This is a genomic window from Devosia soli, assembly GCF_000970455.1.
Lineage (GTDB): Bacteria > Pseudomonadota > Alphaproteobacteria > Rhizobiales > Devosiaceae > Devosia > Devosia soli.
The window spans coordinates 626775-651647 of record NZ_LAJG01000005.1 but is presented as its reverse complement, the minus strand read 5'-3'; the positions used below and the strand labels follow the sequence as shown (position 1 = coordinate 651647).

Annotated in this window: 21 protein-coding genes; 11 read left to right on the top strand and 10 right to left on the bottom strand. The window is 60.9% G+C overall.

The annotated features are described in order from the left end of the window. Positions 1-98 precede the first annotated feature (98 nt). Both VW35_RS03880 and VW35_RS03875 read left to right on the top strand, forming a co-directional pair. Positions 99-1949: an ABC transporter ATP-binding protein gene (locus VW35_RS03880; protein WP_083982403.1), complete on the top strand. Its 1851-nt coding sequence runs from the start codon at positions 99-101 to the stop codon at positions 1947-1949. A 208-nt stretch (positions 1950-2157) separates the two neighbouring features. Further along, entirely contained in the window at positions 2158-4014 is a 1857-nt protein-coding gene (locus VW35_RS03875; RefSeq protein WP_046141609.1) for an ABC transporter ATP-binding protein, read from the top strand. A gap of 131 nt (positions 4015-4145) precedes the next feature. On the opposite strand, the gene VW35_RS03870 is transcribed toward VW35_RS03875, so the two are convergent. Together VW35_RS03870 and VW35_RS03865 are read right to left on the bottom strand one after the other, a co-directional pair. Beyond that, entirely contained in the window at positions 4146-4517 is a 372-nt protein-coding gene (locus VW35_RS03870) for a DoxX family protein (protein WP_046141608.1), read from the bottom strand. Positions 4518-4614: 97 nt separating this feature from the next. Beyond that, the gene (locus VW35_RS03865; RefSeq protein WP_046141607.1) at positions 4615-6597 is read right to left on the bottom strand and encodes a putative bifunctional diguanylate cyclase/phosphodiesterase; all 1983 of its coding nucleotides are present in this window, start codon (positions 6595-6597) and stop codon (positions 4615-4617) included. A gap of 228 nt (positions 6598-6825) precedes the next feature. On the opposite strand from VW35_RS03865, the gene VW35_RS03860 reads away from it, so the two are divergent. Both VW35_RS03860 and VW35_RS03855 read left to right on the top strand, forming a co-directional pair. Next, on the top strand, positions 6826-9300 hold the full coding sequence (locus VW35_RS03860; protein ID WP_046141606.1) for a beta-mannosidase: 2475 nt from the start codon (positions 6826-6828) through the stop codon (positions 9298-9300). Positions 9301-9397: 97 nt separating this feature from the next. Next, entirely contained in the window at positions 9398-10312 is a 915-nt protein-coding gene (locus tag VW35_RS03855) for a DMT family transporter (RefSeq protein ID WP_046141753.1), read from the top strand. On the opposite strand, the gene VW35_RS03850 is transcribed toward VW35_RS03855, so the two are convergent. The 3 genes from VW35_RS03850 to VW35_RS03840 form a co-directional block, all read right to left on the bottom strand. Further along, positions 10296-11609 carry an NAD(P)/FAD-dependent oxidoreductase gene (locus VW35_RS03850; RefSeq protein WP_046141752.1) on the bottom strand — a complete coding sequence of 438 codons (1314 nt, stop codon included), beginning with the start codon at positions 11607-11609 and terminating at the stop codon, positions 10296-10298. The genes VW35_RS03855 and VW35_RS03850 overlap by 17 nt on opposite strands. Positions 11610-11674: 65 nt before the next feature. After that, positions 11675-13048: an FGGY-family carbohydrate kinase gene (locus tag VW35_RS03845; RefSeq protein ID WP_046141605.1), complete on the bottom strand. Its 1374-nt coding sequence runs from the start codon at positions 13046-13048 to the stop codon at positions 11675-11677. Positions 13049-13178: 130 nt separating this feature from the next. After that, the gene (locus tag VW35_RS03840; protein WP_046141604.1) at positions 13179-13628 is read right to left on the bottom strand and encodes a universal stress protein; all 450 of its coding nucleotides are present in this window, start codon (positions 13626-13628) and stop codon (positions 13179-13181) included. Positions 13629-13767: 139 nt separating this feature from the next. On the opposite strand from VW35_RS03840, the gene dusA reads away from it, so the two are divergent. Next, on the top strand, positions 13768-14793 hold the full coding sequence (gene dusA / locus VW35_RS03835) for a tRNA dihydrouridine(20/20a) synthase DusA (RefSeq protein WP_046141603.1): 1026 nt from the start codon (positions 13768-13770) through the stop codon (positions 14791-14793). A gap of 44 nt (positions 14794-14837) precedes the next feature. Here dusA and VW35_RS03830 read toward each other — a convergent pair whose 3' ends face one another. Then, complete coding sequence (locus VW35_RS03830; RefSeq protein WP_046141602.1) at positions 14838-15524, bottom strand: retropepsin-like aspartic protease family protein; 687 nt, start codon at positions 15522-15524, stop codon at positions 14838-14840. 182 nt (positions 15525-15706) lie between these two features. On the opposite strand from VW35_RS03830, the gene cobT reads away from it, so the two are divergent. Continuing rightward, positions 15707-16726 carry a nicotinate-nucleotide--dimethylbenzimidazole phosphoribosyltransferase gene (gene cobT, locus VW35_RS03825; RefSeq protein ID WP_046141751.1) on the top strand — a complete coding sequence of 340 codons (1020 nt, stop codon included), beginning with the start codon at positions 15707-15709 and terminating at the stop codon, positions 16724-16726. On the opposite strand, the gene VW35_RS03820 is transcribed toward cobT, so the two are convergent. Together VW35_RS03820 and VW35_RS03815 are read right to left on the bottom strand one after the other, a co-directional pair. Further along, positions 16710-17342 (bottom strand): DUF6683 family protein, encoded by a 633-nt coding sequence (locus VW35_RS03820; RefSeq protein ID WP_046141601.1) that lies wholly within the window; start codon positions 17340-17342, stop codon positions 16710-16712. The two genes, cobT and VW35_RS03820, sit on opposite strands and share 17 nt — an antisense overlap. 74 nt (positions 17343-17416) lie before the next feature. Continuing rightward, positions 17417-18943 carry a sensor histidine kinase gene (locus VW35_RS03815; protein ID WP_046141600.1) on the bottom strand — a complete coding sequence of 509 codons (1527 nt, stop codon included), beginning with the start codon at positions 18941-18943 and terminating at the stop codon, positions 17417-17419. Positions 18944-19218: 275 nt separating this feature from the next. Between VW35_RS03815 and VW35_RS03810 the strand changes: the two genes are divergently transcribed. Both VW35_RS03810 and VW35_RS03805 read left to right on the top strand, forming a co-directional pair. Beyond that, on the top strand, positions 19219-19698 hold the full coding sequence (locus VW35_RS03810) for an Lrp/AsnC family transcriptional regulator (protein ID WP_046141750.1): 480 nt from the start codon (positions 19219-19221) through the stop codon (positions 19696-19698). 1 nt (position 19699) lies between these two features. Further along, entirely contained in the window at positions 19700-20101 is a 402-nt protein-coding gene (locus VW35_RS03805; RefSeq protein WP_046141599.1) for a VOC family protein, read from the top strand. A gap of 11 nt (positions 20102-20112) precedes the next feature. Here VW35_RS03805 and moaA read toward each other — a convergent pair whose 3' ends face one another. Next, positions 20113-21168: a GTP 3',8-cyclase MoaA gene (gene moaA, locus VW35_RS03800; RefSeq protein ID WP_046141598.1), complete on the bottom strand. Its 1056-nt coding sequence runs from the start codon at positions 21166-21168 to the stop codon at positions 20113-20115. A 74-nt stretch (positions 21169-21242) separates the two neighbouring features. Beyond that, on the bottom strand, positions 21243-21827 hold the full coding sequence (locus VW35_RS03795; protein WP_425283740.1) for a L,D-transpeptidase: 585 nt from the start codon (positions 21825-21827) through the stop codon (positions 21243-21245). A 258-nt stretch (positions 21828-22085) separates the two neighbouring features. Here VW35_RS03795 and rpiA point away from each other — a divergent pair, with 258 nt between their 5' ends. From rpiA to gor, 3 genes are all read left to right on the top strand, one after another. After that, positions 22086-22784: a ribose-5-phosphate isomerase RpiA gene (rpiA, locus tag VW35_RS03790; protein WP_046141596.1), complete on the top strand. Its 699-nt coding sequence runs from the start codon at positions 22086-22088 to the stop codon at positions 22782-22784. A 29-nt stretch (positions 22785-22813) separates the two neighbouring features. Next, the gene (locus tag VW35_RS03785; protein WP_046141595.1) at positions 22814-23332 is read left to right on the top strand and encodes a DUF2059 domain-containing protein; all 519 of its coding nucleotides are present in this window, start codon (positions 22814-22816) and stop codon (positions 23330-23332) included. 104 nt (positions 23333-23436) lie between these two features. Continuing rightward, complete coding sequence (gene gor, locus VW35_RS03780; RefSeq protein WP_046141594.1) at positions 23437-24813, top strand: glutathione-disulfide reductase; 1377 nt, start codon at positions 23437-23439, stop codon at positions 24811-24813. Positions 24814-24873: the final 60 nt, after the last annotated feature.

Genomic DNA, 24873 nt, shown 5'->3' with positions numbered 1-24873 from the left:
GGATGGTCCACCATCGCCTTCACTGCTGACGGCTATTGTCATCGCCGTCGCTGAACGTTCGGCCACGGTGCCTGCCGGGAAGCTATATGGTGACGACGATGTTTAGTTGGTTTGAAAAGCGCCTCGATCCCTATCCGCAGACGGACCCCACCGAACCGCCCAAGGGATTGCTCGCCTTTTGTCTCCATTACAGCCACGGCGCCAAGAAGTGGTTGGCCGCCATGACAGTGCTGGGCGCGGGCATTGCGCTTCTCGAAATTTCGCTCTTTGGCTTCATGGGCTCGATCGTTGATTGGCTGAGCGCTGCCGATCGCCAGAATTTCCTCGCCACCGAAGGCTGGAAGCTCATCGGCATGGGCATCGTGCTGCTGGTGGTGATCCCCACTTTCCAGATTGTCGATGCGCTGATTATCCATCAGTCCCTGCTGGGCAACTTCCCGCAGCGCATCCGCTGGATGGCGCACCGTTATCTCATTCGCCAGTCGATGAGCTATTTCCAGGATGAGTTTGCCGGCCGCATCGGCGCCAAGCTGATGCAAACCTCGCTTGCTGTCCGCGAAGTGATGATGAAGGTGCTCGACGTCACCGTCTATGTCGTCGTCTATTTCTCTGGCGCCGTTGTCCTGGCGGCTATGAGCGATCTCTGGCTCGCCGTGCCGTTCATTGTCTGGCTCGTCGCCTATCTTGCGCTCCTGCGCTATTTCATCCCGCGCCTCGGCAAGATTTCAGAGGCACAGGCCGATGCCCGCTCGATGATGACGGGGCGTATCGTCGACAGCTACACCAATATTGCAACGGTCAAGCTCTTCTCCCATTCGCGGCGCGAGGAATCCTATGCCCGCGAAGCGATGGATGGCTTTCTCGGCACTGTTTACAAGCAGATGCGCCTCGTCACCCTGTTGCAGGTCACGATCACGCTGATGAACTGCTCGCTGCTCTTTGCCGTCTTTTCCATCGGCATCTGGCAGTGGCTCAACGGCAATATGACGCCCGGCGCCATCGCCGTTGCCGCTGCGCTCGTCCTCCGTTTCCAAGGCATGAGCCAGTGGGTCATGTGGGAAATGTCGGCGCTCTTTGAAAATATCGGCGTGGTGCGCGATGGCATCAATTCCATCTCGCTGCCGCGCGTCGTGTCGGATAAGCCATCAGCTCAGCCGATCGGTCGCGTCGAAGGCGATATCCGTTTCGAAAATGTCTCGTTCCATTACGGCAAGGATGCGGGCGTCATCGAGGGGCTCAATCTCGATATCCGGCCCGGCGAGAAGATCGGCCTTGTCGGTCGTTCAGGTGCCGGCAAGTCGACGATCGTCAACCTGTTGCTCCGCTTTTACGATCGCCAGGGCGGCCGCATTCTCATCGATGGGCATGACATCGCGGAAATCCAGCAGGATAGCCTCCGTGCCAATATCGGCGTCGTGACCCAGGATACGTCGTTGCTTCACCGCTCGGTGCGCGAAAATATCATCTATGGCCGCCCCGATGCGACCGACGAGGATATGTTCGAGGCCGCGCGCCTTGCCGAAGCGCATGACTTCATCCTGGGCCTCTCGGACTTCAAGGGCCGCAAGGGATATGACGCTCATGTCGGCGAAAGAGGCGTGAAGCTCTCGGGCGGGCAGCGCCAGCGCATCGCCATTGCGCGCGTCCTGCTCAAGAACGCGCCGATCCTTGTCCTCGATGAAGCGACTTCGGCTCTCGATTCCGAGGTCGAGGCCGCCATCCAAAGCCAGTTCGAATTGCTCATGCGCGGCAAGACGGTGATCGCCATTGCTCATCGGCTCTCGACCATTGCCATGATGGACCGGCTGGTCGTGCTCGATAAGGGCAAGATCGTCGAACAAGGTACTCATGCCGAACTTGTCGGCTCGGGTGGCATTTACAGCCAGCTCTGGGCCCGCCAATCCGGCGGTTTCCTCGAGATGGATCAACAGGAGGACGCGGCGCAATAAGCGCCCTTGTCCAGGACGTTTCAGACTGCCTTACGCTTGAAGGCGCCAATCAAAGGAGATCCCAAATGGGAGATTTCAATATGACGCGACACCAGGGCAACCGCACGGCATTTGCCCCGAGCCAACCCAAACCCACCGATCGGCACCGAACCTGATACGAACCGCAGACTTTGGTTCTTCAGGCGCGGCTCAATTCAATGAGCAGAAAATGTTCAACCGCGTCATCGATTTCTTCGACAATCTCTATTCGCCCGTCGCCCTGGCTGAAGACCGCCAGCCGCCCATGGGTCTCAAGGCTTTCGTCAGCTATTTCATTGGCCAGTTCAAGGCAGCCTTCGCCATCCGCATCGGCCTTGTCGCCATAGGATCGATCGCCGACGCCCTCATGCCCGTCTTCGTCGGCATGGTCGTGGGCATGCTGGCAACCACCAATCCCGGCGAGATCTTTAACCAGCACACGCAGACCCTCCTTTGGATGGTGTTCGTCGTCGTCCTCGTTCGCCCGCTCGCCTTCCTTCTCGACACGCTGATCCGCAACCATGGCATCGTGCCCAATCTCGTCGACCTCATCCGCTGGCAGAGCCACTGGCACGTCATCCGCCAGAGCTGGACCTATTTCCAGAACGACTTTGCCGGACGCATCGCCAATAAAGTGATCCAGGTCGGCGAAGCCATCGAGATCGGCGTCAATCTGACCATCGACGCAGCCTGGTACGCGCTCGTCTTCGTGGTGGTGGCTGTCGTCGTGCTGGCCCAGCTCGATCTGCTCTTGCTTGTGCCTATCGGTGTGTGGCTGCTGTTCTATGCGGTGCTCTTCACCATCACCATGCCGCTCATCGCCCGCTATTCCGAGGATCTCTCGGAAAGCAAGTCGGTGATGACCGGTCGCATCGTCGACAGCTACACCAACATCCAGACGATCAAGACCTTCGCGACCGGCGAGCACGAAGATCGCTATGTTGCCGACAGCGTCCTCGACCATGCCAAGAGCTTCCGCAAGCTCATGCGGGTTTTTACCTACATGTGGTCGACCCTCTTCCTGCTCAATGCCGGCCTCGTCGTCTCGGTGACCTGGCTCGCACTTTCGGGCTGGAACAACGGCACGCTCAACGCAGCTGCGGTGGCGACGGCAATCCCCTTTGCCCTCCAGATCATGAACATGAGCGGCTGGATTCTCGAAATCGGCTCTAACATCTTCCGCCAGGTCGGCACGACGCGGGACTCGATGGATACCATCGCTCAGCCCCTCACCATGCTCGATGTGCCGGATGCAAAGCCCATCGAGGTGAAGTTCGGGCAGTTGGAATATGACAATGTCAGCTTCAACTACTGGCGCGGCAAGGAAGGCAGCGTCATCGATGGCTTCAATCTCTCGGTCAATCCAGGCGAGAAGATTGGGCTTGTAGGCCGCTCAGGTTCGGGCAAATCGACCCTCGTCAACCTTGCCCTCCGCATGTTCGACGTGCAGGACGGCGCCATTCGGATCGACGGACTCGACGTCCGCTCGGTGACCCAGGAGAGCCTTCGCGGTGCCATCGGCCTTGTCAGCCAGGATACCTCGCTGCTTCACCGCTCGGTACGCGAAAACCTCAAATACGGTCGCCAATCGGCGAGCGACGAGGAAATGATGCTCGCGGCCAAACAGGCCAATGTCCACGAGGTCATCATGGGTCTCGTCGATCCGCAGGGCCGCAAGGGCTATGACGCCCATGTGGGCGAGCGTGGGATCAAGCTCTCGGGCGGCCAGCGCCAACGCGTCGCCATCGCGCGCGTTCTGCTCAAGAACGCGCCGATCCTTGTCCTCGATGAAGCAACTTCTGCCCTCGACTCCGAAGTCGAGGCGGCGATCCAGGAACAGCTGACCAAGCTAATGCAGGGCAAGACGGTAATCGCAATTGCCCACCGCCTCTCGACCATCGCAGCCATGGATCGTCTTGTCGTGCTCGAAAAGGGCCGGATTGTCGAGGAGGGCACCCATGCCCAGCTCCTCGCCAACGGCGGACATTATGCAATGCTCTGGGAACGCCAGTCCGGCGGGTTTCTGGACCTGGAAGCCGCCCAATGATGAAAAGTCCCGGCCAGATGCCGGGGCTTTTTCTTCAACGCCAAACCTTGAACGTCATTGCCGGGCTTGTCCCGGCAATCCATCTTCGATTGTGGCGGCAAGACGAGCCCGTCTGTGACGACTAGATATCGCTATCGCACGAGCGGAAACAGTGCCCGCAGTTTCGGCTCCCTCAGCCAAAGCGCGACCCAAGCGAAAACCCCGAGATAAATGCTGAACAGCGTGTGGGTGAAGAGCGGGTTGTCGACCCGCACATTGGCCGCCAGTGCCGCGCCTAGAAGTCCCGTCATCAGCACGGCTCCCACAAGCGCAGTACGCGGGATGATATAGAGTACGGCGCAGATTATCTCGATAATGCCGATCAGCAGCATATATTTTGCTGGCCAGCCAACGACTTCCATCGGCTCAAGCGCCAGTGGAGAGTTCATCAGCTTTGGCGCTGCCGATGCGCCTAGTAGAAAAAGCACAACCAGCACGCTCATCACCCAACCCGCCTTGATCATAATCCTGTCCCTACGATTGAAGGACCACCCGGCCCCCTTCGTCTGAGCGACGCAGAAGCCTGGCGGATTTCGACATCCGAGGCGAGAAAAAGTTGGATCAGCTCGCTGTGTCGAGCCGATAAAGGGCGTCACTGGGCGAACTGACGCCGTTTCTCTCGGCATGCGCCAGCGCAAGTTCGACGCTCATCGGCTTGCCGAAAAAGTAGCCCTGCATGACCGAGCCGCCGAGGGCGACCAGCGCATCGAGCTGCGCCTGCGTTTCGATGCCCTCGAAGACGCAGGACATGCCGAGATTGCGGCAGAGGTCGACGACTGTCTTGACGATGGCGCGGCTCGTCAGGTCAGTCGTCACCTCCTTGACGAAACTGCGGTCGATCTTGATGCGATGCAACGGCAGGCGCTGAACATGCGTCAGGCTCGAATGGCCGGTGCCGAAGTCGTCGAGCGAAATGCGTGAACCCAGGTTCAGCAGCCGCGAAACCGCTTCCTTTGCCTGGTGCAAGTCGCGCAATACGGCGGTCTCGGTGATTTCGAAATCAATCCGGGTCGGCTGCGGCGCCGCCTCCATAAGCGCTATGACAGCATCGACCGCGGAATCCGAACCGATGTCATGCGCGGAAAGATTGACCGAAAGGCGCACCCCGCGCGGTAGATCTTTGCTGACCTCGATTGCTTTGCGCAGGACGACCTGTGTGATCCGGCCGATCTGTCCCATGCGCTCGGCCATTGGAATGAAGTCAGCGGGCGAAACCTCGCCCAGATGCGGGCTCCTCCAACGTGCCAGCACTTCAAATCCGGTGGTCTGGCCGATGGAAACGTCGAACTGTGGCTGCAGCAGGATGTAGATTTCCTTATCGAGATCTGCAGCGTGCAGCATTTGCTCCATACGCCGGATCTGCCGGAGATCATGTGCATCGATGGCCGAAAAGATCATCCAGCGCCCACGCATGTCGCGTTTGGCCAGCCAACTGGCATAGTCAGCGTGGTCGAAGAGCGTTTCCGGTGTCGCGTCGGTGCTCGATGCGGCGAACCCGATCGAGGCGGTGACATGGGCGGTGCCTTGCACCAGCGTAATTGGCTGACTGACGATGTCGCACAGTCGCTTGCCAAGCCGTTCCAGGCTTTTAGCGTCGGTATTCTCCGTAACGATCAGCGCAAAATTGTCGCTGTCGAGCCGTGCAAAGAATGAGCGTGCCGGTTTTGCACGATCGAGCCGCTGGGCAATTTCCCGCAGCACCTGATCGCCCATCATTTGGCCGAACACTTCGTTGATAGCTTTGAAGGCGTCGAGATTTAGGCGGGCGAGCGCAAGGCTCCGGCCCCCCGCCGAGGCCTCTGAAAGGCAGGTGTCCAACGTTTGGTGAAACGAGCGCCGGTTGGGGACGCCCGTGAGGCTGTCGAGCCAGGCCAGCCGATGGTTCTCCTCGAGCAACGCCTGTGTTTCTGCCTGCTTTTGCGTAATCGCCGTGCGCGAGGCGACGAGGCCGGCAAAGTCGCGATAATTGCCGAACAGGATCACCGTCAGCGTAGCCGTCACAAGCAACATGTTGACAGCGATGGCCAGCAGCGTTGGCTCGCCCGCCAATCCGAAAACGAGGAGAAATGGGATGATGACGATAGCACTGATCGCCAGCGCTGCTTGACGCACGCGCAGAAGGCAGAACATGCAGCCGATGACAGTGATGCCCATGAAAAACGCCACATGGGACTGCTGATATTGATCGCCATAAGGAAAAAGACTGAGCGACCACCAGGTAAAGCCAGCGGCCAGCAGCGGCCCTAGGATCACCAGCATGCGCAGCCCGCGCCTTGCCTTCTCGACCGTCACAGGACGTTTCCCATCCCGAATCCAGACGAAAATGCGAAGGGTGCAGAGGATAGTCAGAACGGCCGGAACGATCAGCGTCAGTGCATGGGGGGCGACAGCATAATGCGTAGCTGCCAGAATGACCGAGTTGGTCAGCAGCATGATATACATCAACGGCACCTGCAGGCGTAGCGCATTCCACTGCGCAAGCGTTAGCTCTGCCGTCGCATTCCCACTGAATAGGTTGCGGCAAAATTGCCGGAAAACTGACATCTAACGCCCCTAACGGACGAAGACTAAGCAGCAACTTCCTAATAGATCAGTAAATCCGAACGCGCATTCTCCTCTCCTGCCGATTGCGACGATGCAAAAGATAGAAAATGCGCCTGCGCGGGCATTCCAACTGCCATGGCTTCGGGCTAAAAGCGCTTCCGAAATCGATTGCAGCAGCCGCCCAGTCCGCTGCACTTAGGGGCCGGACCTGTCCGGCAGGAGAACGACTTGACCATCCCAAGCTTCAATTCCGCGGTGACCCTGCGCGGCCAATTCGCGCTCACCGCGCCCGCCCGCAATATTACGACGGCGATAACTCTGCCGGGCGATGTCCATGGCGCACTGCTCGCGGCCGATCTCATCCCCGATCCCTATTTCGGGGAAAACGAGAAGCTCGTCATGTGGGTCAACGAAACCGCCTGGACCGTTGAACGCCGCTTCGATGTTTCTGCCGCCGATCTCGATGGTTACCTGACGCTGACGCTCTCTGAAGTCGACTGCATCGCGACAATCCTCCTCAATGGCGAAGTCGTCGCAAAAACCGACAACAGCTTCGTGCGCCACGATATCGACGTTAGCGGCAAGGTGCACGCGGGCGAAAATACGCTTCGCATCGAATTCGGCATCGCGCCGGACGTCGCCAAGGCCCGCGCGGACGCCCACCCGTTCCCGATCCCCTTCACCTACAATTACCAGACCAACGGCTTGAAGGGCATCCACATGAACTTCATCCGCAAGGCGGCGTGCCATGCGGGTTGGGATTGGGGCATCTGCACCATGCCCATTGGTGTCTATGGCACCATGGCCCTTCGCAAATCGCGCCTCGCGCGCCAGGAAAGCGTCGAGGTCAACCAGACCCACGGCGAGAAAGCGGTGGAGCTTTCCATCAAGACCCGCATCTTCGCCTTCGCTCATGGCGAGGTCGAACTCGAACACACGATCGACGGCCAGACCGTCACCGATAAGGTCGCTGTCCAGAAGGGCGAAAACGTCTTCACCCACAATGTCACCATCCAGAACCCGAAAATCTGGTGGCCGGCCGGGCAGGGCGCCCAGCCCCTTTATGAGCTGACGACCAATCTCGAAGGCGAAGTCACGACGCGCAAAATCGGCCTGCGCAAACTCGAATGGATCATCGAAAAGGACGAGATCGACCACTCGTTCAAGTGCCGCATCAATGGCCGTGACATCACCATGATGGGCGCCAACTGGATTCCTGCCGACGCCATCCCTTCACGCATCACGCCGGCCATCATCCGCGACCTTCTGGAAAGCGCCAAGGCCGCCAACATGAACATGCTCCGCATTTGGGGAGGTGGGCAGTACGAGCCGGATTACTTCTACGATCTCTGCGACGAGCTCGGCATCCTCCTCTGGCACGATTTCATGTTCTCGTGCATGAGCTACCCGTCGAACCGGGAGTTCCTCGCCTCGGTCGAAACAGAAATCACCCAGCAGGTCCGTCGTCTCAGCCACCATGCCTCCATCGCCCTATGGTGCGGCGACAACGAGGTCATTGGCTCGCTCAACTGGTATCCGGAAACGCGTGCCGACAAGGAGCGCTACATCGCCAATTACGACCGGCTCAATTCCATGCTGCACCGGATTGTCGAGGATGAAGATCCGGCCCGTCGCTTCTGGCCGTCCTCGCCGTCGCTTGGCTACATGGATTTTTCCGACGGTTGGCATTCCGATACGCGCGGCGATCTCCACTATTGGGACGTCTGGCACTCGGCCAAGAGCTTCGATGCCTATCGCTCGGTCAATCCTCGCTTCGCTTCCGAATTCGGCTTTCAGTCTTTCACCTCGATGAACGTCATCGAGACCTTCGCCGAACCGAAGGATCGCAACCCGTCTTCGCCGGTGATGGAAAACCACCAGCGTAACAATGGCGGCAATGCCCGCATCATCGAAACGATGACGCGCTATTTCCGCTTCCCGCGCGATTTCGACCAGATGGTGTTCCTCTCCCAGATCCAGCAAGGCCTCGCCATCAAGACGGCCATCGAATACTGGCGTTCGACCAAGCCGCGCTGCATGGGCACGCTCTATTGGCAGATCAACGATATCTGGCCGGTCGCGAGCTGGTCGAGCCTTGATTACGGCGGGCAGTGGAAGCTCATGCAATATATGGCCAAGCGCTTCTTCCGCCTGGTCAACCTCGTGGCCGTGCCGAATGCGGAAAACACGCAGATCACGCTCAAGGCCATCAACGACACTGGCCGCCCCGTGTCGATCGCCCTTGAAGTGCTTGCAGTCACCGTCACGGGCGAAACCCGAACCGTCTTTTCAGGCAACTCCGCCGTCGGTCCCGACGCGGCGGTCGCAGTGGCGACATTGGCCATGGCTGACATCGCCGTCGACGAGTTCCTCTACTTCACCTGGAAGGATGCAGCCGGCGCGGTGCTGGGCGAAAATGATTACTTCCCGCAGCCCTACAAGGCCTATGAACTGGTGCAGCCGACGATTTCGACCAAGTGGTCCGACCATGGCGGCCAGGCTGTCCTGACCCTCGAAGCCGACAAACCCGCATTCTTTGCCACGGCGACGGTCGACGCGCCCGGCTATTTCTCGGATAATGCGGTCACCCTGCTCCCGGGGCGCCCGGTGGATATCGTCTTCACTCCGCGCCATGGCGCCAGCTATAGCGCGAGTGACCTTGCACCGTCCTTGCGCGTTCGCAATCTCGCAGAAACATTTTAACTTCCATACAAGAATGGGTGGCGGTCATTGACTTGACCGCCGCTTTCCTCAACGCTGCCTTTGCGCCGCTCTCCTCTTGCGGTTCATTGGATTCGCCATGCCTGTTCCTTTTGTCCCGCCCACGGAGCGCCGGCTCCTGGGCATCGGACTAGCCTTTGCCGCCTATGTCATGTTCACCGGCATCGACTCGTCAGCCAAATGGCTCGGGCTTGTCGGCATCGCAGCGATCCAGATCGTTTTCCTCCGCTATGCGGTTCATCTTGCGCTGGTTGCGGCCATCCACTTGCCGCGCCACGGCCGCTCTCTGGTCCGTACTGGCAGCCTTCGGCTGCAATCCCTGCGCGCGCTGACGCTGCTGGCGTCGACCGGCTGCAATTTCGTCGCAGTCCAATATCTGCCGCTGACCGTCACCGGCGCTATTGCCTTCACCGTCCCCTTCTTTGTTTGCGCCCTGTCGGTGCCGATGCTGGGCGAAACCGTCGGCTGGCGGCGCTGGACGGCGATTGCGGTCGGGTTCGTCGGCGTGCTGATCATTGTACGCCCCGGGTCGGACGCTTTTCACCCCGCTTCGCTGCTCTGTCTCGTCGCGGCGATGAGCACGGCGCTCTACATGCTCCTGACGCGTCGCGTCTCTGCCATAGACAGCGCGGCGACGAGCCAGTTCTACGCCGGCATTTTCGCGACCGTCCTGCTCCTGCCTTTGGTCGTCTTCTTCTGGTCCTGGCCGACGACACCTGACGGATGGATCGCGTTCTTTACCGTGGGCATTTTCGGCTTTCTCGGCCACCAGCTCATCACCGTCGCTTCAGGCCTCGCGCCGGCATCCGTCCTCGCGCCATTCTCATATTTCCAGATCATCTTCATGGCTCTGTCGAGCTGGCTGATCTTTGCCCAGCCCCCGGACGTCTGGCTCTTTCTCGGCGCGCCAATCGTCATCGGTAGCGGGCTCTACATCTGGCTGCGCGAACGCAGGCTCGCAAAACCCGAGCCGCCGATCACCGCGCCACATTAAGCTCGGGCTCCTTGTCGATCTCCTGCAGTGGTTCGGCGGTCGGCGCCAAGCCGTGGGTGATCAACCGCGCGCTGCGCTGGCCGGTGAGATAGATCCAGAGCCAGCTCATGGCCACGAAGACGCGGTTTTTCACATCGACCAGGAAATAGATGTGGGCAATGCCCCACACCCACCAGGCAAGTCCGCCGGTGAGGTTGATCCGGCCGAAATCAAGAACGGCGGCGCGTTTGCCGATCGTCGCGAGATCGCCGGCATGGTGATATTTGAACGGCATGGGCGATCTGTCTCCGGCAAGGCGCCTCAGCGCCACCTTTGCCGCATGCGCGCCCGCCTGCTTGGCTGCCGGTGCCACGCCGGGCACAGGCTTGCCATCCTCCTGAACGACACTCGCCGTATCGCCGACGACGAAGATTTCGCCGTGCCCCGGCACTGAAAGATCCGGCTCCACCTTCACGCGCCCCGAGCGGTCCGCCGGCGCCTTGAGCCATTGCGCGGCGGGCGAGGCAGCAACACCTGCGCCCCAGATGATCGTCTTGGTGTCGAGCCGCTTGTCGCCATAGCTGACCCCTTCGGCGTCGATTGTCTTGACCTTCTGCCCCAACTCCACCTCGATGCCCCGGTCGCGCAGCGACTTGAGGGCATAGGCGGAAAGCTCTTGCTTGAAGTTGAGCAGAACCCGATCTGCGCCTTCGATGAGCACCACGCGGATATCCTCGGGCGCGATCGCATGGAATTGCCCTGCAAGGCTCGCGCGAGCCAGTTCGCTGATGGCCCCCGCCATTTCGACACCCGTCGGCCCGGCGCCGATGATGGCGAAGGTCAGAAGCGCACGCCGCCGTTGCGCATCCGGTTCGCGTTCCGCCGCCTCGAACGCCAGCAGCAGCTTCCGGCGGATAGCCGTCGCGTCCTCGAGCGTCTTGAGCCCCGGGGCGAACTGAGCCCATTCGTCATTGCCGAAATAGGCGTGCTGGGCGCCCGTTGCGATGATCAGGCTATCATAACGCTCGGGCGGACCATCCTCGACAAGCACCTGCCTTGCCGCCATATCGACCCCTGTGACGGTCGCCATGATCACCTTGGTATTCTTCTGCCGGCGCAGGATATGCCGGATCGGCCAAGCGATCTCCGACGGACTGAGCGCTGCGGTTGCGACCTGGTAGAGCAGGGGCTGGAATAGGTGATGATTGCGCCGATCGATCAACAGCACATCCACATCGGCGTGCTTGAGCGACTGCGCGGCAGCAAGGCCCCCGAAGCCTCCGCCAATGATGACGATGCGCTGCCTGCTTCTGCTCATATCGGCCTCCATGTCTGCCTCTCCAAGGTAGGTCCGGGCCGGGCGCCGTCAATGACGCGAAGGTGTTACGCCTTTAGGCGCTCTCGCCACCGCGCCGCATAGCCGGTAAAACCCGGATGGGCGAAGGGCGCGATGGGTGCGTCGTGCTGCTCATGCGCGGGCTGTCCACCGAACAACAGACTGGCGCCCAGGCTTGTTCCCGTCCCATCGCCCGAAGCATGAACGGGCCGGCCACTCAGCGCTGCCAGCGCCGCGCCGAACAGGCCATTGCGGGCGAGCGGCCCTTCGATGGTGATGGATTTGCCCAAGCCGCAAAGATCGAGACACTCGCGGGCGACAAGCGCGAGATAAAGCGATGCTGCGGCAGTCCGCTGGCCTGCCGTCAGATCGTTCGGCTCGACAGTCCAGCGCCCGGCCTTGCCGCCAAAAGGACCGACGCCCGCGGCAAAGGTCGGCAGTGCCTGAATGTCGTTGCCGATGACCTCATCGATATCCTCCGCTGTTGGCTCGGCAATCTTGGGCACAAGCGTATCGAACTCCCGCCCGCCCATGAAACGCGCCGTGGGCACCGGGCGGCCGAAGGCATCGACATTGGCAAGGCTATCGCGGTTTTGGTCGAGATTTTTCGTATCCCCGCCCACCGTCATCGAGATCGCCCAGGTACCGGTCGAAAGAATAGTGAACGGCGTTTCGGGGCGCCCAAGATGCGGAACGAGTGAGGCATTGGAATCGTGAATGCCGCAGGTCACCGGCGTATCTGCTGGAAGCCCCGTTAGGTCTGCGAGCGTCCTGAGGATCGGCCCGAGCACCGAAGCCGCCGGCTTCACAGGCGGAAAAAGGCTCCGCCAGTTCTGCGCTTCGACAAGCGTTGAAAAGTCCCCTCTGTCCGGCGACCAGAGGTCAGTATGGCACCCAAGGGACGTCACTTCGCTTGCTTTGATGCCCGTCAACCGCCAGGCCCAATATTGCGGATAGGTCAGGATTGCCGTGACCTTGGCGAAGTCTTCCGGAAAAGCCCGCGACTGCCAGAAAATTTGCGCTCCGAGATTGAGCCCGTTCGGCAGCCGCGGCGAAAGTGTCTCGGTAAAACCCGGGCGGGCGCGATCATACGCCTCGTCTGATGCCTCCGGGCCGTCATATTCATAGTCGAGCACGGGCAGGGCCAGCTCGTCTCCTGCCATCAGGGCCGCGGTTGCTCCATGTGTCGTGATGGAAATGCCATCGATCCCGTGTTCGCGGTGTAGCTCGCCAAGACTTGCCAGGATGAAATCCCAAAGCCCGTCCACGTCCGCGTGCGGATAGGGCGCATTGCGCAGAACCGTATTCGGCTTGCTCCGCGCCCCCAGTTGCCGTTCGGTGCCCGCGTCGATCAATACCACCTTGGCATTGGTCTTGCCGATATCGATGACGGCGATATGGCGGGGAAGGGGCTCGGTCATGGCGCAAGGCTCCGGCTTCGATCAAGTCCCCTTAGCGGAGAAAAAGCGGCCACGCCATAGCTGACATGTTAGTGCTGCCCCGCGGAAAACTTCTCAAGGCTTTCCGCAGAGCTGCGTGCCAAGCTTTGTCCTATTTGACGATCAGGACCGGGATGTCCGAGTGCGCCAACACTTCGGCTGCTTGGCTGCCGAGCAATAGTCGGCCGAGCCCGCGCCGGCCGTGCGATCCCATGACGATCAGGTTTGCTCCCACATCCTTGGCGCCGCGGACGATCCCTTCGGCAGCCGGCATGCTGGGCAGGTGCAGGGTCTTGAGGGGGACCCCCGCTGCGGCCGCGAGCTTTTCGGCATTGGCGAGGATGGCCTTGGCCGAAGCATCCTTCGCCTTTTCGAGCTCGGCAGCGACGGCGCCGGTATCGACCATGATGGCGTCGGCGCCTGGCATCAGCATTACGGCCGGGTCGGTGATCGTGACGGCGGTCAGTTCGGCGCCCAGTTTGTTCGCCAGCATGAAGGCATGGTTGAGCGCCTTGTTGCTGAGATCGGATCCGTCGATGGCACAGATGATGCGCGAATACATGGCAAATACCCCCTGGTGTTGACGCATGGACAAGACAACAACGCGACCGCTGCCGCTTTGATCCAGATCAGGCAAGCTTGCCCCCGCGTCCGAAAATCGCTAATTGAGCCCCTTCAACACACTAAACCACTGCGTGCCGATGACAAAGGCCTGGCGCGGCCCCGCCGTTTCACTCGAAACGGCCCGTCGCTTCTCTATTGCTCCGATGATGGATTGGACTGATCGGCACTGCCGTCAGCTCCACCGCCTTCTCTCGCGCCATAGCTTGCTCTTCACCGAAATGGTCACGAGCGGCGCCATCGTTCATGGCGATGCTGCGCGTCACCTGCGCTACGATGAGGCCGTCGAACATCCGATCGCGCTCCAGATCGGTGGCTCGGACCCGGCCGAGCTCGCGCAGGCCATCCGCATCGCCAACGACTTCGGCTACGACGAAATCAACCTCAATGTCGGCTGTCCGTCTGATCGTGTTCAATCCGGCAAATTCGGTGCCTGCCTGATGGCCGAGCCCGATCTCGTCGCCGAATGTGTTCGCGCCATGCGCGACGCGACCGATCGCCCGATAACGGTCAAATGCCGGATCGGTATCGACGATCAGGACACCGAGGAAAGCCTTGATCGTTTCGCCGACAAGATGGCCGAAGCTGGCGTTGCAGCCCTTTATGTTCACGCGCGAAAAGCGTGGCTGCAGGGCCTGAGCCCCAAGGAAAACCGCACCATTCCGCCGCTCGATTATCCCCGCGTCTATCGCCTGCGCCAACGCATGGCGCCGCTGCCGACGATGATCAATGGCGGTATCGAAACGCTCGAAGCGGCAGAAGCGCATCTCGAGCACATGGACGGAGTCATGCTCGGCCGCGCCGCCTATCACAATCCGATGCTGCTCGCCGAAGTCGATCGGCGCTTCTTTGGCGCCGAGGTGGAACGTCTCGACCTCCTCCAGATCATGACCGCAATGGCCTCCTATGCGGAAGTGCAGTTGGGGCAGGGCCAGCGCCTCAATAATATCGCGCGCCACATGCTCGGCTTGGCCAATGGCCGCCCCGGCGCCCGCCAGTTCCGTCAGATCCTCAGCGTCGATGCCTGCCGCCCCAAGGCGGGTCCGGAGGTCTTCATGCACGCTCTGTCCGTTGTCGAAGATCGCGCCGAAGCCGTCGCGAGCTAGTTTTCAGGCGGCGCGCGCTTCGATCTGATCGATCTCGCACTTCCTCAATCCTGCAGCTCGAGCGAATTCTGCGTCACGCTATACCGGGTTAGCGTTTCAAGAAACGTCATCCCGAGGAGACTGGTGTCCATCGCGCCTTCATCGGTGACGAATGCCATGACGTTGCGGCGCACGATGCCGCCGACTTCGATGGATTTGAGCCGGGTGCGTGCCGCCATGCCCGTGCCGTTGGCGGTGGAGACCGGAATGGAATAGCGAAGACCGTCGAGGTCGATGCCGGCCGCCTCGGCATCTTCGCGGGTTAGAACCACGGCACTGGCGCCTGTGTCGAAGATCATGGGCGTCGTATGGCCGTTGATCGTAGCGGCAATCTCGAAATGACCGCCCAGGCCGCGGCGAAAAACGGCCGTTCCCGCGTCGCTATCGACGACCGCAACGCCAGGGCGTAATTCGCCGGTAACGCGGCTGACAACGCCCAGAAGCTCGTCGCGATAGGCATAGCCAATGCCGATGGCCGCAAAGAGCCCGGCCCAGATGGCGACGCCACCTAAAAGCTCGGCTGCGCGGCGACGCCGGGTAAAGGCTCCACCGGCAAAGACGATGAGGATGATGAGGAGCGGCAGGAGCTGCGCCGTCTGCGTCTGGCTGAGCCCGACGAGGCTGCCGGCGTCGGCATTGATGAGCAGGACGAGACCTGCGACCACCAGCAGTGCGAGCCCGATAAAGATCATGCCTATGGCTCCTCTGCTTGCCTTGAGATGGATTAAGGTGCGAGCGGCGAAGATTTCAAGCCTTTATGGCCAGTGTTCGGCGTAAGGCACGAACACGCACGAAAAAGCCCGCTCCGCGCTCAATTGCAATTGCCGCCGATCTGGGCAACAAGTCCGCACCCTTCCTTGCCGCCGGACCGACCATGCCTGCCCTAAATCCCGCCTTTGCCGATATCGTCGAACTGCTGACCGCCGTGCCCGATGGTGATGAGGCGGCCGTCGCCGCTGTGCGCAAGCGTGATGCCGATCTGACCAAGCCCGGCGGCTCGCTTGGCCGGCTCGAAGACCTGGTGGAATTTCTGGCCCGCTGGCAGCATCGCGCTGTGCCGCGGCTCGAAAATCCCATGGTCACGATCTTTGCCGGCAATCATGGCGTCGCTGACCGTGGTGTCTCGGCCTATCCGCAGGACGTGACCGCGCAGATGGTCGCCAATTTCACCAATGGCGGTGCCGCGATCTCACAGATCTGTGGCCTCCACGAGATCAATCTGCGCGTCTTCGAACTCGCCCTCGAACTGCCCACCGGCGACATCACCCGGGAGCCCGCGCTGGACGACCAGATGTGCGCCGCGACTATCGCCTACGGTATGGAAGCGGTGGCGGGTAAACCGGACCTCATCGGTCTTGGCGAAATGGGCATCGGCAATACCACCATCGCCGCCGCGATCTATGCTGCTCTTTATGGCGGCACTGGTGCCGATTGGGTCGGCCGCGGCTCCGGCCTCGACGATGCCGGCCTGGCCCGCAAGATCGACGCCGTCGACCGCGCCTTGGCGCTCCATAAGGATAGTTTCGATCATCCGTTGTCCATTCTTGCCCGCCTCGGCGGACGCGAGGTTGCCGCCATGCTCGGCGCGCTGATCGCCGCGCGGCACCAGAAGGTCCCGGTGGTGATCGACGGTTATGTGGCCACAGCCGCCGCCGCCATCGCCCATGCGGTCAATCCCGAAGCCATAGACCATTGCCTTTTTGCCCACGTCGCCGCTGAAGGCGCGCATGGCAAGGTCCTGGCCCATCTGGGCAAGGCGCCGCTGCTCGATCTCGGCATGCGGCTCGGCGAAGGCACCGGCGCGGCGCTCGGCGTCGTCCTCGCAAAGACCGCTCTGCATCTTCACGCCAATATGGCGACCTTTGAGAGCGCTGGCGTCAGTCGGCAGGTTTAGTCTGGGCAGCCTTCGGCAGAAGGCCGTTCGGTCCGGGCTCGAGCGCCAGAAGGTCGACGCCCATTTCCTGGCGAAAGCGCGTCACTGAAGCCATGGCGAGGCGGCCCAGCGCCGCCACGTCCTTGCGCGCCATCGCGTCGTTGAGCGCGGCATGTTCGACCAGAAACCTCAGTATATAGCCCTCGGCCATTTCCTGTTTCTGGATATCACTGAAATTGCGGAAATTGATGTCCCCGGCCATCGCCTTGCGCATCTGCGCCTGGATCGGGCCATTGTCGACCTTGAGCGTGTAGCGCGCATTCGCGGTTACCCAATTCAAGACCCAATAGGCGGTCAGGGCATCGGCGACGTTTCCCCGCTTTAGTCCATCCGGCGCCACCAGTTCCGCCCAGACATCGAGCGCCGGACGCTCGGCGAAGGCCGCAGCGACGTTGTCGCGCGCCTCGGTGCCGATGGTCCAGCGGATGTTGTCAAGAAACTGCTTTTCGATCCTGGCGCTGATGATCGCGGATTGCCGGTAGCTTGTATCGAAATCGGCAGCATCTGCCCCCTGACCATGCGCCAGGGTCGGCACGAGCAGCAAGGCAAGGATCAGGCAGTGGCGCAAAAGGTTCAAACGTGTCTTCCCCCAAAAAAGCCCTCGTCCCCGACGGCATGATAGGGCCAATTTGGGACCTTTAGCCTCTTGGATCAACCTGCCTGCGAATAGATCTCGAGCTTGTTGCGGCGCTCGGTGACCGGAGCCAGCGCATCCATGACCCGTGCCCGCGGGAACGTCGCGATGACTTCGGTCCCGAAACGCAGCTTGGAGAACAAATCGAACCGGCCCTGATGCAGATCCATGATCCGCTGCACGATGGGCAGTCCGAGACCCGCGCCCTGCTCGGCGGTCTTTTGGGCAAGCGAGCCCTGGCCGAACGACGAGAGCACCGTCTCGATCTCGTTTTCCGGAATGCCGGGCCCATTATCCTTGACCGAAATCAGCTGCCCGCCATCGGCGCTGCGGGTCACGAGCAGAACGATCTTGCCGTGCTGGGGCGTGAACTTGATGGCATTGCTCAAAAGATTGAGCACGACCTGGCGGATGGCGCGCTCGTCGCCCCATATTTTCGGCAGGTTTTCGCCATAAGAAAACTGCAGCTCGATCCCCTTGGATTTGGCGCGCAGCTGCATCATGCGCTGGCAGTCGTCGGCGATGTCGACGATCGAAACCGCCTCCTCGTGCAGCTCATATTTGCCCGCCTCGATACGGCTCAGATCGAGCAATTCGTTGATGAGGTTGAGCAGGTGCTGGCCACTGGCATGGATGTCGCCGGCATATTCCTTGTATTGCGGCACCTGATGGGTGCCGAGCAGCTCCGATTTGAGCACTTCGGAAAAGCCGATAATGGCGTTGAGCGGCGTCCTGAGCTCGTGGCTCATGGTCGCCAGGAACTGGCTCTTGGCGATATTGGCCTGTTCGGCATGCCGCCGCGCCTCGTCCGACATATGCCGCGCTTCTTCGAGTTCGGCGATCAGCGAGTCTTTCTCCGATTGGTGCGACAGCGTCTCGAGGTCGCCGTTGTAAAGCTGGCGCGCGAGGAACACGAAAAAGATTTCGCCGCACACGGCCACGGCCGCAAGCGTATAGGCGAGCGTGCCGCCGAGCAGCGCTAGGCTGATGCTTACGGTAACCGTGACCGGCAGCGTGCTCATCAGCGTCGCCTGCGGCAGCGTATGCGTTGCAACCGCATTGGCAGCGATGCTGACGAGGACCATCGCGAACATCACCGGGGCCACGTCATGCGGATTTGCGACCATGGTCGAAAACGCCAGCAGCGACAGCGTCACGCCATAAAACGTTTCGGCGGCTACAAAGCTCGTCGTCCAGCGCGTCGCGTTGAATTTTGCCGGGTCCTGGTCAAGGAAGCGGCTGGCGACAAGCACGACGACGAGAAGGGCGGTGATCGCGAGTCCCGCCCAGAAGGCGGCAAAGATCACCGGGACCCAGAAACTCGAAATAATGGCGAGGATGCCGACGATCGCGGCCATCGGCAGGGCAGCGCCACGCCGGGCGCCCGCATAGTCGCGCATAAGCTCGAAATCGAATTCGGCGCGCGTGCCAGAGCTGGAGGTCAGCCTCTGTCGTGCTTCCAAAACGGTCTTCTGGGCGCCACGCTTGCCGTCACGGCCCATCTGGGCGCGGACGTCAGCGTTTATGGCCGGCTGAGACGGCATGAACGGTACTCATTACTAACTCATGCGACAGCAACGGCCATCGCTTACGCTCGGTGCCAAACTTAGGGGGAGCGTGGTTAATACACGGTGAAGCCGAGCGAACGGCTCTGGCCGATGTGGACAACTGCTGCCGGCACTACGCTGTAAAGTCATATGACAAGTGTCCTGAGCAATTTTATTGCTCTTCAGTCGGTGCTATGGCAGTTTCCCGTGCCGACATGCCCCGAAAATCTGCAATAAGAAAAATCTGATTTCATCAAGAGGGCCGAATGGCACTGGACAAGATCGACCGCAAGATACTGACGCTGCTGCAGAAGGACGCGACCATGCCTGTCGCCGAAATCGGCCGCAAGGTAGGCCTTTCGACGACGCCTTGCTGGCGCCGCATCCAGAAGATGGAAGAAGACGGCGTCATCCAGCGCCGCGTGGCCGTGCTTGATCCGGCCAAGGTCAATGTCGGCGTTACTGTCTTCGTCTCGGTCAAGACCAATGAGCACAATGAAGCCTGGATGCGGAAATTTTCGGGTGTCATCGATGAATTCCCCGAAGTCGTCGAATTCTACCGCATGAGTGGCGATGTCGATTATCTGATGCGTGTCGTCGTGCCCGATATCCAGGCCTATGATGCCTTCTACAAGCGCCTCATTTCCAAGATCAATCTGACCGATGTCAGCTCGGCCTTCGCCATGGGCCAGATCAAATATACGACCGCCCTGCCGCTCGATTTCGCCATCGTCGTCGACGACGACAAGTAAGATGCTGCTTGGTTTCGAACATGTCGGCATGACCGTCTCGAACATGGACCGCGCGGTCGCTTTCTATTGCGGCCTGCTCGGTCTCAAGCTGGCCCTGCGCAAACCGGCGGGGCAGGGTGAGGTCGGCTTTTTCGACACCGGCAGCGGCATGCTCGAAATCTTTGCCACCAACGCGCCCATCGAGCGGTTCCGCGACGTGCCGGCAGCCGAAGCAGGCCTGCGCCACATCACTTTTGCCGTCACCAGCGTCGATGAGATGTTCGCAAGACTGGTCGCGGCCGGGGTCGAGGTCGCCGAAAAGCCGCGCGATGCGCACAATCGGGAAATGATCCGCCGCGTCGCCTTCGTCCGCGATCCTGACGGCATCCTGGTCGAACTGATCGAGCGCGCCTCGGCGCGCTAACGGTATGACGGTCAGCCGCCCGTGACACTCATGTGCCGGGCAACGGCAGGTTCGGGACGGCTGCGGTCCAGAACGAAGTCGTGCCCCTTGGGTTTGATGCGCATGGCGTGGTCGAGCGCGGCATCGAGCCCTGCCGGGCCGCCTTCGCGCCAGGCATCGCGCAGGTTCACCTGATCGTCTTGCCCCAGACACAGGAACAGCTGACCGGTAGCCGTCAGCCGAACGCGGTTGCAGCTTTCGCAGAAATTATGGCTCATCGGCGTGATAAAGCCGAGCACGCCGCCGGTTTCGGCGACATGAACATAGCGCGCGGGGCCGCCTGTGCGTTTGTCGAGGCGGGTCAGCGTATAGCGGCGCGACAGGCGCTCATGCAGTTCGCGCAGCGGCAGGTAGCTTTCGACGCGGTCGATGCCGACTTCGCCGAGCGGCATGCCTTCGATCAGCGTCAGCCCGAGCCCTCTGCCATGGGCCCAGGCCATCATCGGCTCGATCTCGTCGTCATTGACGCCGCGCATCGCCACCATGTTGATCTTGAGGGCCAGTCCGGCCGCCTGTGCGGCGTCTATCCCGGACATGACGTCGCTGAACCGGTCCCGCCGGGTGATCGCATTGAAGCGCTGGGGATCGAGCGTATCGAGCGAAACATTTATGCGACGCACGCCGGCGGCAAATAGCCCTTCGGCGTGCTTGGCCAATTGGCTGCCATTGGTGGTGATGGTGAGCTCTTCGAGCCCTTGACCGATCCGGCTGCCGAGGCACTTGACCAGCTCCATGATGTCGCGCCTCACCAGCGGCTCTCCGCCGGTCAGGCGGATCTTGGTCGTGCCGCGCGCGATAAAGGCCGAGGCAATGGTCTCGACCTCCTCGAAACTCAGCACATCCTTTTTCGGCAGGAAGACCATGTCTTCGGACATGCAATAGACACAGCGGAAGTCGCAGCGATCGGTCACCGAAATGCGCAAATAGCTGATGGTGCGACCATGGCTGTCGATCAGCGGTCGAGACGGGGCAAAAGGCGCGTTCATGATCCCATTGTAGGAGTTCGGCGCGAGAATGGAAATTGCCATCTCCGACAATTGTCACCTGCAAAAAGCAAAGGGGCCGCCGAAGCGACCCCTCGAACTCTCTGGCGATGACAGCCTTAGTGGTTGACGACGATCAGGGCGCCGACCTTGACGCGTTCATAAAGGTCGGTGACGTCATCATTGGTGAGACGGATGCAGCCGGAGGAAACCGCCTGGCCGATCGACCACGGCTCGGACGTGCCATGCACGCGGTAAAGGGTCGAACCGATATAGAGCGCGCGGGCGCCAAGCGGGTTTTCCGGGCCGCCCGGCATGTAGGCCGGAAGATCGGGAACGCGCTTGCGCATGGCAGCAGGCGGCGTCCAGCCGGGCCATTCTGCCTTGCGGGTGATGCGGTGCGTGCCCGACCAGGTGAAGCCATCGCGGCCCACGCCAATGCCGTACTGCAGGGCCTTGCCGTCTTCCATGACGAGGTAGAGCCGCCGCTCACCGGTTTCCACAACGATGGTGCCGGGCTTGTAGTTCGTCGAGTAGTCGACGATCTGCTTCTTGATCGGGCTGCCGCCACGGCTGCGCGTCACGACGGCGGAGGGCTCTTCCCAAGTATTGGTGTCGGGATTGTAGACACGCGCGGCCTGGCTGGGAGCCGCCATGCCAACCGCCAAGATGATCGACAGCCCAAATGCCATCGCGGCTTTCATAAAGTTCATGCTCTTACAGGCCTCTGCAAATGTATGGGACCGCGTGATTCGGTAGCCATACGGATGGCGCTATTTACCGTCGCGCAATTTACGCGAGAAGAGTTAACAGTCACCTTTTCGCCACATACGTGACAGCGTTGCCTTATTGTGTTGCTGAGCGGTTACAGTCGCTATTCACCAATGCGTGATTACTCCGCTGTGAAAGTCTTGACAGACAGGGCAGGGCACCGGCATCACCCCCGCCAAGAGGGAATAAAGATGTCCGAAGATCTCAAGCGCCATGCCGCCGCCAAAGCTGTCGAAGACGTGCGCCCCGGCATGCGTCTTGGTCTTGGCACCGGCTCGACCGCGCGCCACTTCGTTGATTTGCTGGGGGCAAAGGTTGCTGCGGGGTTCGAGGTCATCTGCGTGCCGACCTCGGAAGTGACGGCGCGCCAGGCGCTCGGTCTCAATATTCCATTGTCCGATCTCGAAACGCTCGGCCAGCTCGATCTGACCGTCGATGGAGCCGACGAGATCGATCATGACTTCAATCTGATCAAGGGCGGCGGTGGCGCGCTGCTGCGCGAAAAGATCGTGGCTGCGGCCTCGGCCAGCATGATCGTCATCGCCGACAGCACCAAGCTGGTTGAAACGCTGGGACGCTTTCCGCTGCCGATCGAGGTCAATCGCTTTGGTCTTGCCGCCACCCGGCATGCGGTCGAAGCGGTCATGGCCGCCCATGGTGCCGAAGATGGCCTCAAGCTGCGTGGAGCAGATGCCGGCGAACCCTTCGTGACGGACGGTGGCCACCTGATCCTCGATGCTTTTTTTGGCCGCATTTCGCAGCCAGAAGCGCTGTCACGCGATCTTCTGGACATTCCGGGAGTGGTCCAGCATGGACTGTTCCTCAATATGTGCAGCAAGGCTTATGTGGCGGCGCCGGATGGCGTAAAAACTCTTATCAAGGGCCAGTGAGCAAGCCCGGAACAGACATGGGGAACCGGATGAACAAGGATTTTATGCGCGGCGCCAAGACGATCTTTGCGGCTGTGGTGACCGCAGGCATGATCGGCTTCGCCGCTGCCCCCGCCTTTGCACAGGAAGTCGCGCCCGAGCAGTTGGCGCTCGCGCGTAAATATATCGACCTGACCGATCGCGGCGCGGTTTACGAGACCACGATCGTCGAAACCGGCGTCGAGACGATGCAGCAGATCGTCCAGCAGAACCCGGAAATCATCGACAAGACCAATGAGGCGATCACCAAGGTGATCACCGAATATAGTGGCCGGAAGGGCGAGCTGCTCGATCAGTTTGCGCGCGTCTATGCGCTGCGCTTCACCCAGCAGGAACTCCAGGAAATCGTCGACTTCTACGAGTCGCCGACCGGCCAGAAACTGGCCCAGACCAATGCCGAAGCCAATACCGATCTCCAGCGCGTCATGCAGGTGTTCTCCAACAACCTCAAGCGCGAGTTCTTCGCCAAGGTCCGTGCCGAGCTGCGCGCGCAGGGCATCGAACTCTAATCTCCAGAGAATAAGCATATCGACCCCGCTCCGAGCGGGGTCTTTTTTTATGTGGCGTGACGACTTAGATATATCGGTGAATTACGATAAAGCGCGGGGCGAATATGGCTTATGATTACGATCTCTTGGTGATCGGGGCAGGATCCGGCGGCGTGCGGGCGGCACGCATGGCGGCAACCTATGGCGCCAAGGTTGCGATCATCGAAGAGTTCCGCGTCGGCGGCACCTGCGTCATCCGCGGCTGCGTGCCCAAGAAGCTCTATGTCTATGCTTCCCGCTTTTCCGATCAGTTCGATCTGGCGCCAAGCTTCGGCTGGCAGGTCGATGCGAGCTTTGATTGGCCAACTCTTGTTGCCAACAAGGAAAAGGAAATCACCCGGCTCGAATTGGCCTATACGGCCAACCTTGAAAAGCCCGGCGTCGAGATCATCAAGGATCGAGCAGTCGTTACCGGCCCCAATAGCCTGCGCCTGATGAGCTCGGGCCGCGAGCTGTCGGCCGAGCGGCTCCTTATCGCCACGGGCTCCCATCCTTACATTCCCGATATTCCGGGCGCCGAGTTTGGCATTACCTCGAACGAGGCTTTCGATCTGCCGGTTCTGCCCAAAACCATCCTCATCGAAGGCGGCGGCTATATTGCCGTCGAGTTCGCGACCATCTTTGCCGGCCTCGGCGTCGATACGACCCTGATCTATCGCGGCGATTGCATCCTTCGCGGTTTTGACGACGACATGCGTCGCGCCCTTGAAGCCTCGCTCACCGATCGTGGCGTGCGCACCATCTACCAGACGACCATCGCCTCGCTTGCCAATGCCGGCGATCGCGTCCAGGCCACGTTCAGCGACGGCGTCACCGCGCCTTTCGATATCGTCATGTTCGCCACCGGCCGCCGCGCCAATACCCATGGGCTCGGGCTCGAAACGGCCGGCGTCAAGCTCAAGGACAATGGCAGCATCGAAGTCGACGCGTTCTCGCAAACATCCGCACCCTCGGTCTATGCCGTGGGCGATGTCACCGGCCGGGCCCAGCTCACGCCTGTTGCCATCCGCGAAGGCTGGTATTTCGCCGAGACCGTCTACAACAACAATCCGCAGAAGGTCGACTATTCCCTGATCCCGACGGCCGTCTTCAGCGAGCCCGAGATCGGCGTGGTCGGCCTGACGGAAACCGACGCGGCGGCACAAGGCGATATCGACATCTATGTCGCCCGGTTCCGCCCGATGCAGAACACGCTGTCGACGCGAACCGAGCGAATGGTGATCAAGCTCATCACCGAAAAGGACGAGGGCAAGGTGCTCGGCGTCCACATCTTCGGGCCAAGCGCAGGCGAAATGATCCAGCTGGTCGGCGTCGCCGTGGCTATGGGCGCAACGAAGAAGGACCTCGATCGGACTATCGCCCTGCATCCGACCGCCGCCGAAGAGCTCGTGACCTTCAAGTCGCCGAGCTACACCTATCGCAATGGCAGCAGGGTCGGCTAGACGCTCTGCCCTCCCTCAGGGCTTGGCAGTCCGCGCCGGCCTTGCTAGACCGCCCCAACC

Excerpts from the sequence above, each read along its gene's own strand:
- VW35_RS03880 (WP_083982403.1), top strand. The coding sequence starts at position 99 with ATGTTTAGTTGGTTTGAAAAGCGCCTCGATCCCTATCCGCAGACGGAC.
- VW35_RS03875 (WP_046141609.1), top strand. The coding sequence starts at position 2,158 with ATGTTCAACCGCGTCATCGATTTCTTCGACAATCTCTATTCGCCCGTC.
- VW35_RS03870 (WP_046141608.1), bottom strand. The coding sequence starts at position 4,517 with ATGATCAAGGCGGGTTGGGTGATGAGCGTGCTGGTTGTGCTTTTTCTA.
- VW35_RS03865 (WP_046141607.1), bottom strand. The coding sequence starts at position 6,597 with ATGTCAGTTTTCCGGCAATTTTGCCGCAACCTATTCAGTGGGAATGCG.
- VW35_RS03855 (WP_046141753.1), top strand. The coding sequence starts at position 9,398 with ATGCCTGTTCCTTTTGTCCCGCCCACGGAGCGCCGGCTCCTGGGCATC.
- VW35_RS03850 (WP_046141752.1), bottom strand. The coding sequence starts at position 11,609 with ATGAGCAGAAGCAGGCAGCGCATCGTCATCATTGGCGGAGGCTTCGGG.
- VW35_RS03845 (WP_046141605.1), bottom strand. The coding sequence starts at position 13,048 with ATGACCGAGCCCCTTCCCCGCCATATCGCCGTCATCGATATCGGCAAG.
- VW35_RS03840 (WP_046141604.1), bottom strand. The coding sequence starts at position 13,628 with ATGTATTCGCGCATCATCTGTGCCATCGACGGATCCGATCTCAGCAAC.
- dusA (WP_046141603.1), top strand. The coding sequence starts at position 13,768 with ATGACAAAGGCCTGGCGCGGCCCCGCCGTTTCACTCGAAACGGCCCGT.
- VW35_RS03830 (WP_046141602.1), bottom strand. The coding sequence starts at position 15,524 with ATGATCTTTATCGGGCTCGCACTGCTGGTGGTCGCAGGTCTCGTCCTG.
- cobT (WP_046141751.1), top strand. The coding sequence starts at position 15,707 with ATGCCTGCCCTAAATCCCGCCTTTGCCGATATCGTCGAACTGCTGACC.
- VW35_RS03815 (WP_046141600.1), bottom strand. The coding sequence starts at position 18,943 with ATGCCGTCTCAGCCGGCCATAAACGCTGACGTCCGCGCCCAGATGGGC.
- VW35_RS03805 (WP_046141599.1), top strand. The coding sequence starts at position 19,700 with ATGCTGCTTGGTTTCGAACATGTCGGCATGACCGTCTCGAACATGGAC.
- moaA (WP_046141598.1), bottom strand. The coding sequence starts at position 21,168 with ATGGCAATTTCCATTCTCGCGCCGAACTCCTACAATGGGATCATGAAC.
- VW35_RS03795 (WP_425283740.1), bottom strand. The coding sequence starts at position 21,827 with ATGAAAGCCGCGATGGCATTTGGGCTGTCGATCATCTTGGCGGTTGGC.
- rpiA (WP_046141596.1), top strand. The coding sequence starts at position 22,086 with ATGTCCGAAGATCTCAAGCGCCATGCCGCCGCCAAAGCTGTCGAAGAC.
- VW35_RS03785 (WP_046141595.1), top strand. The coding sequence starts at position 22,814 with ATGAACAAGGATTTTATGCGCGGCGCCAAGACGATCTTTGCGGCTGTG.
- gor (WP_046141594.1), top strand. The coding sequence starts at position 23,437 with ATGGCTTATGATTACGATCTCTTGGTGATCGGGGCAGGATCCGGCGGC.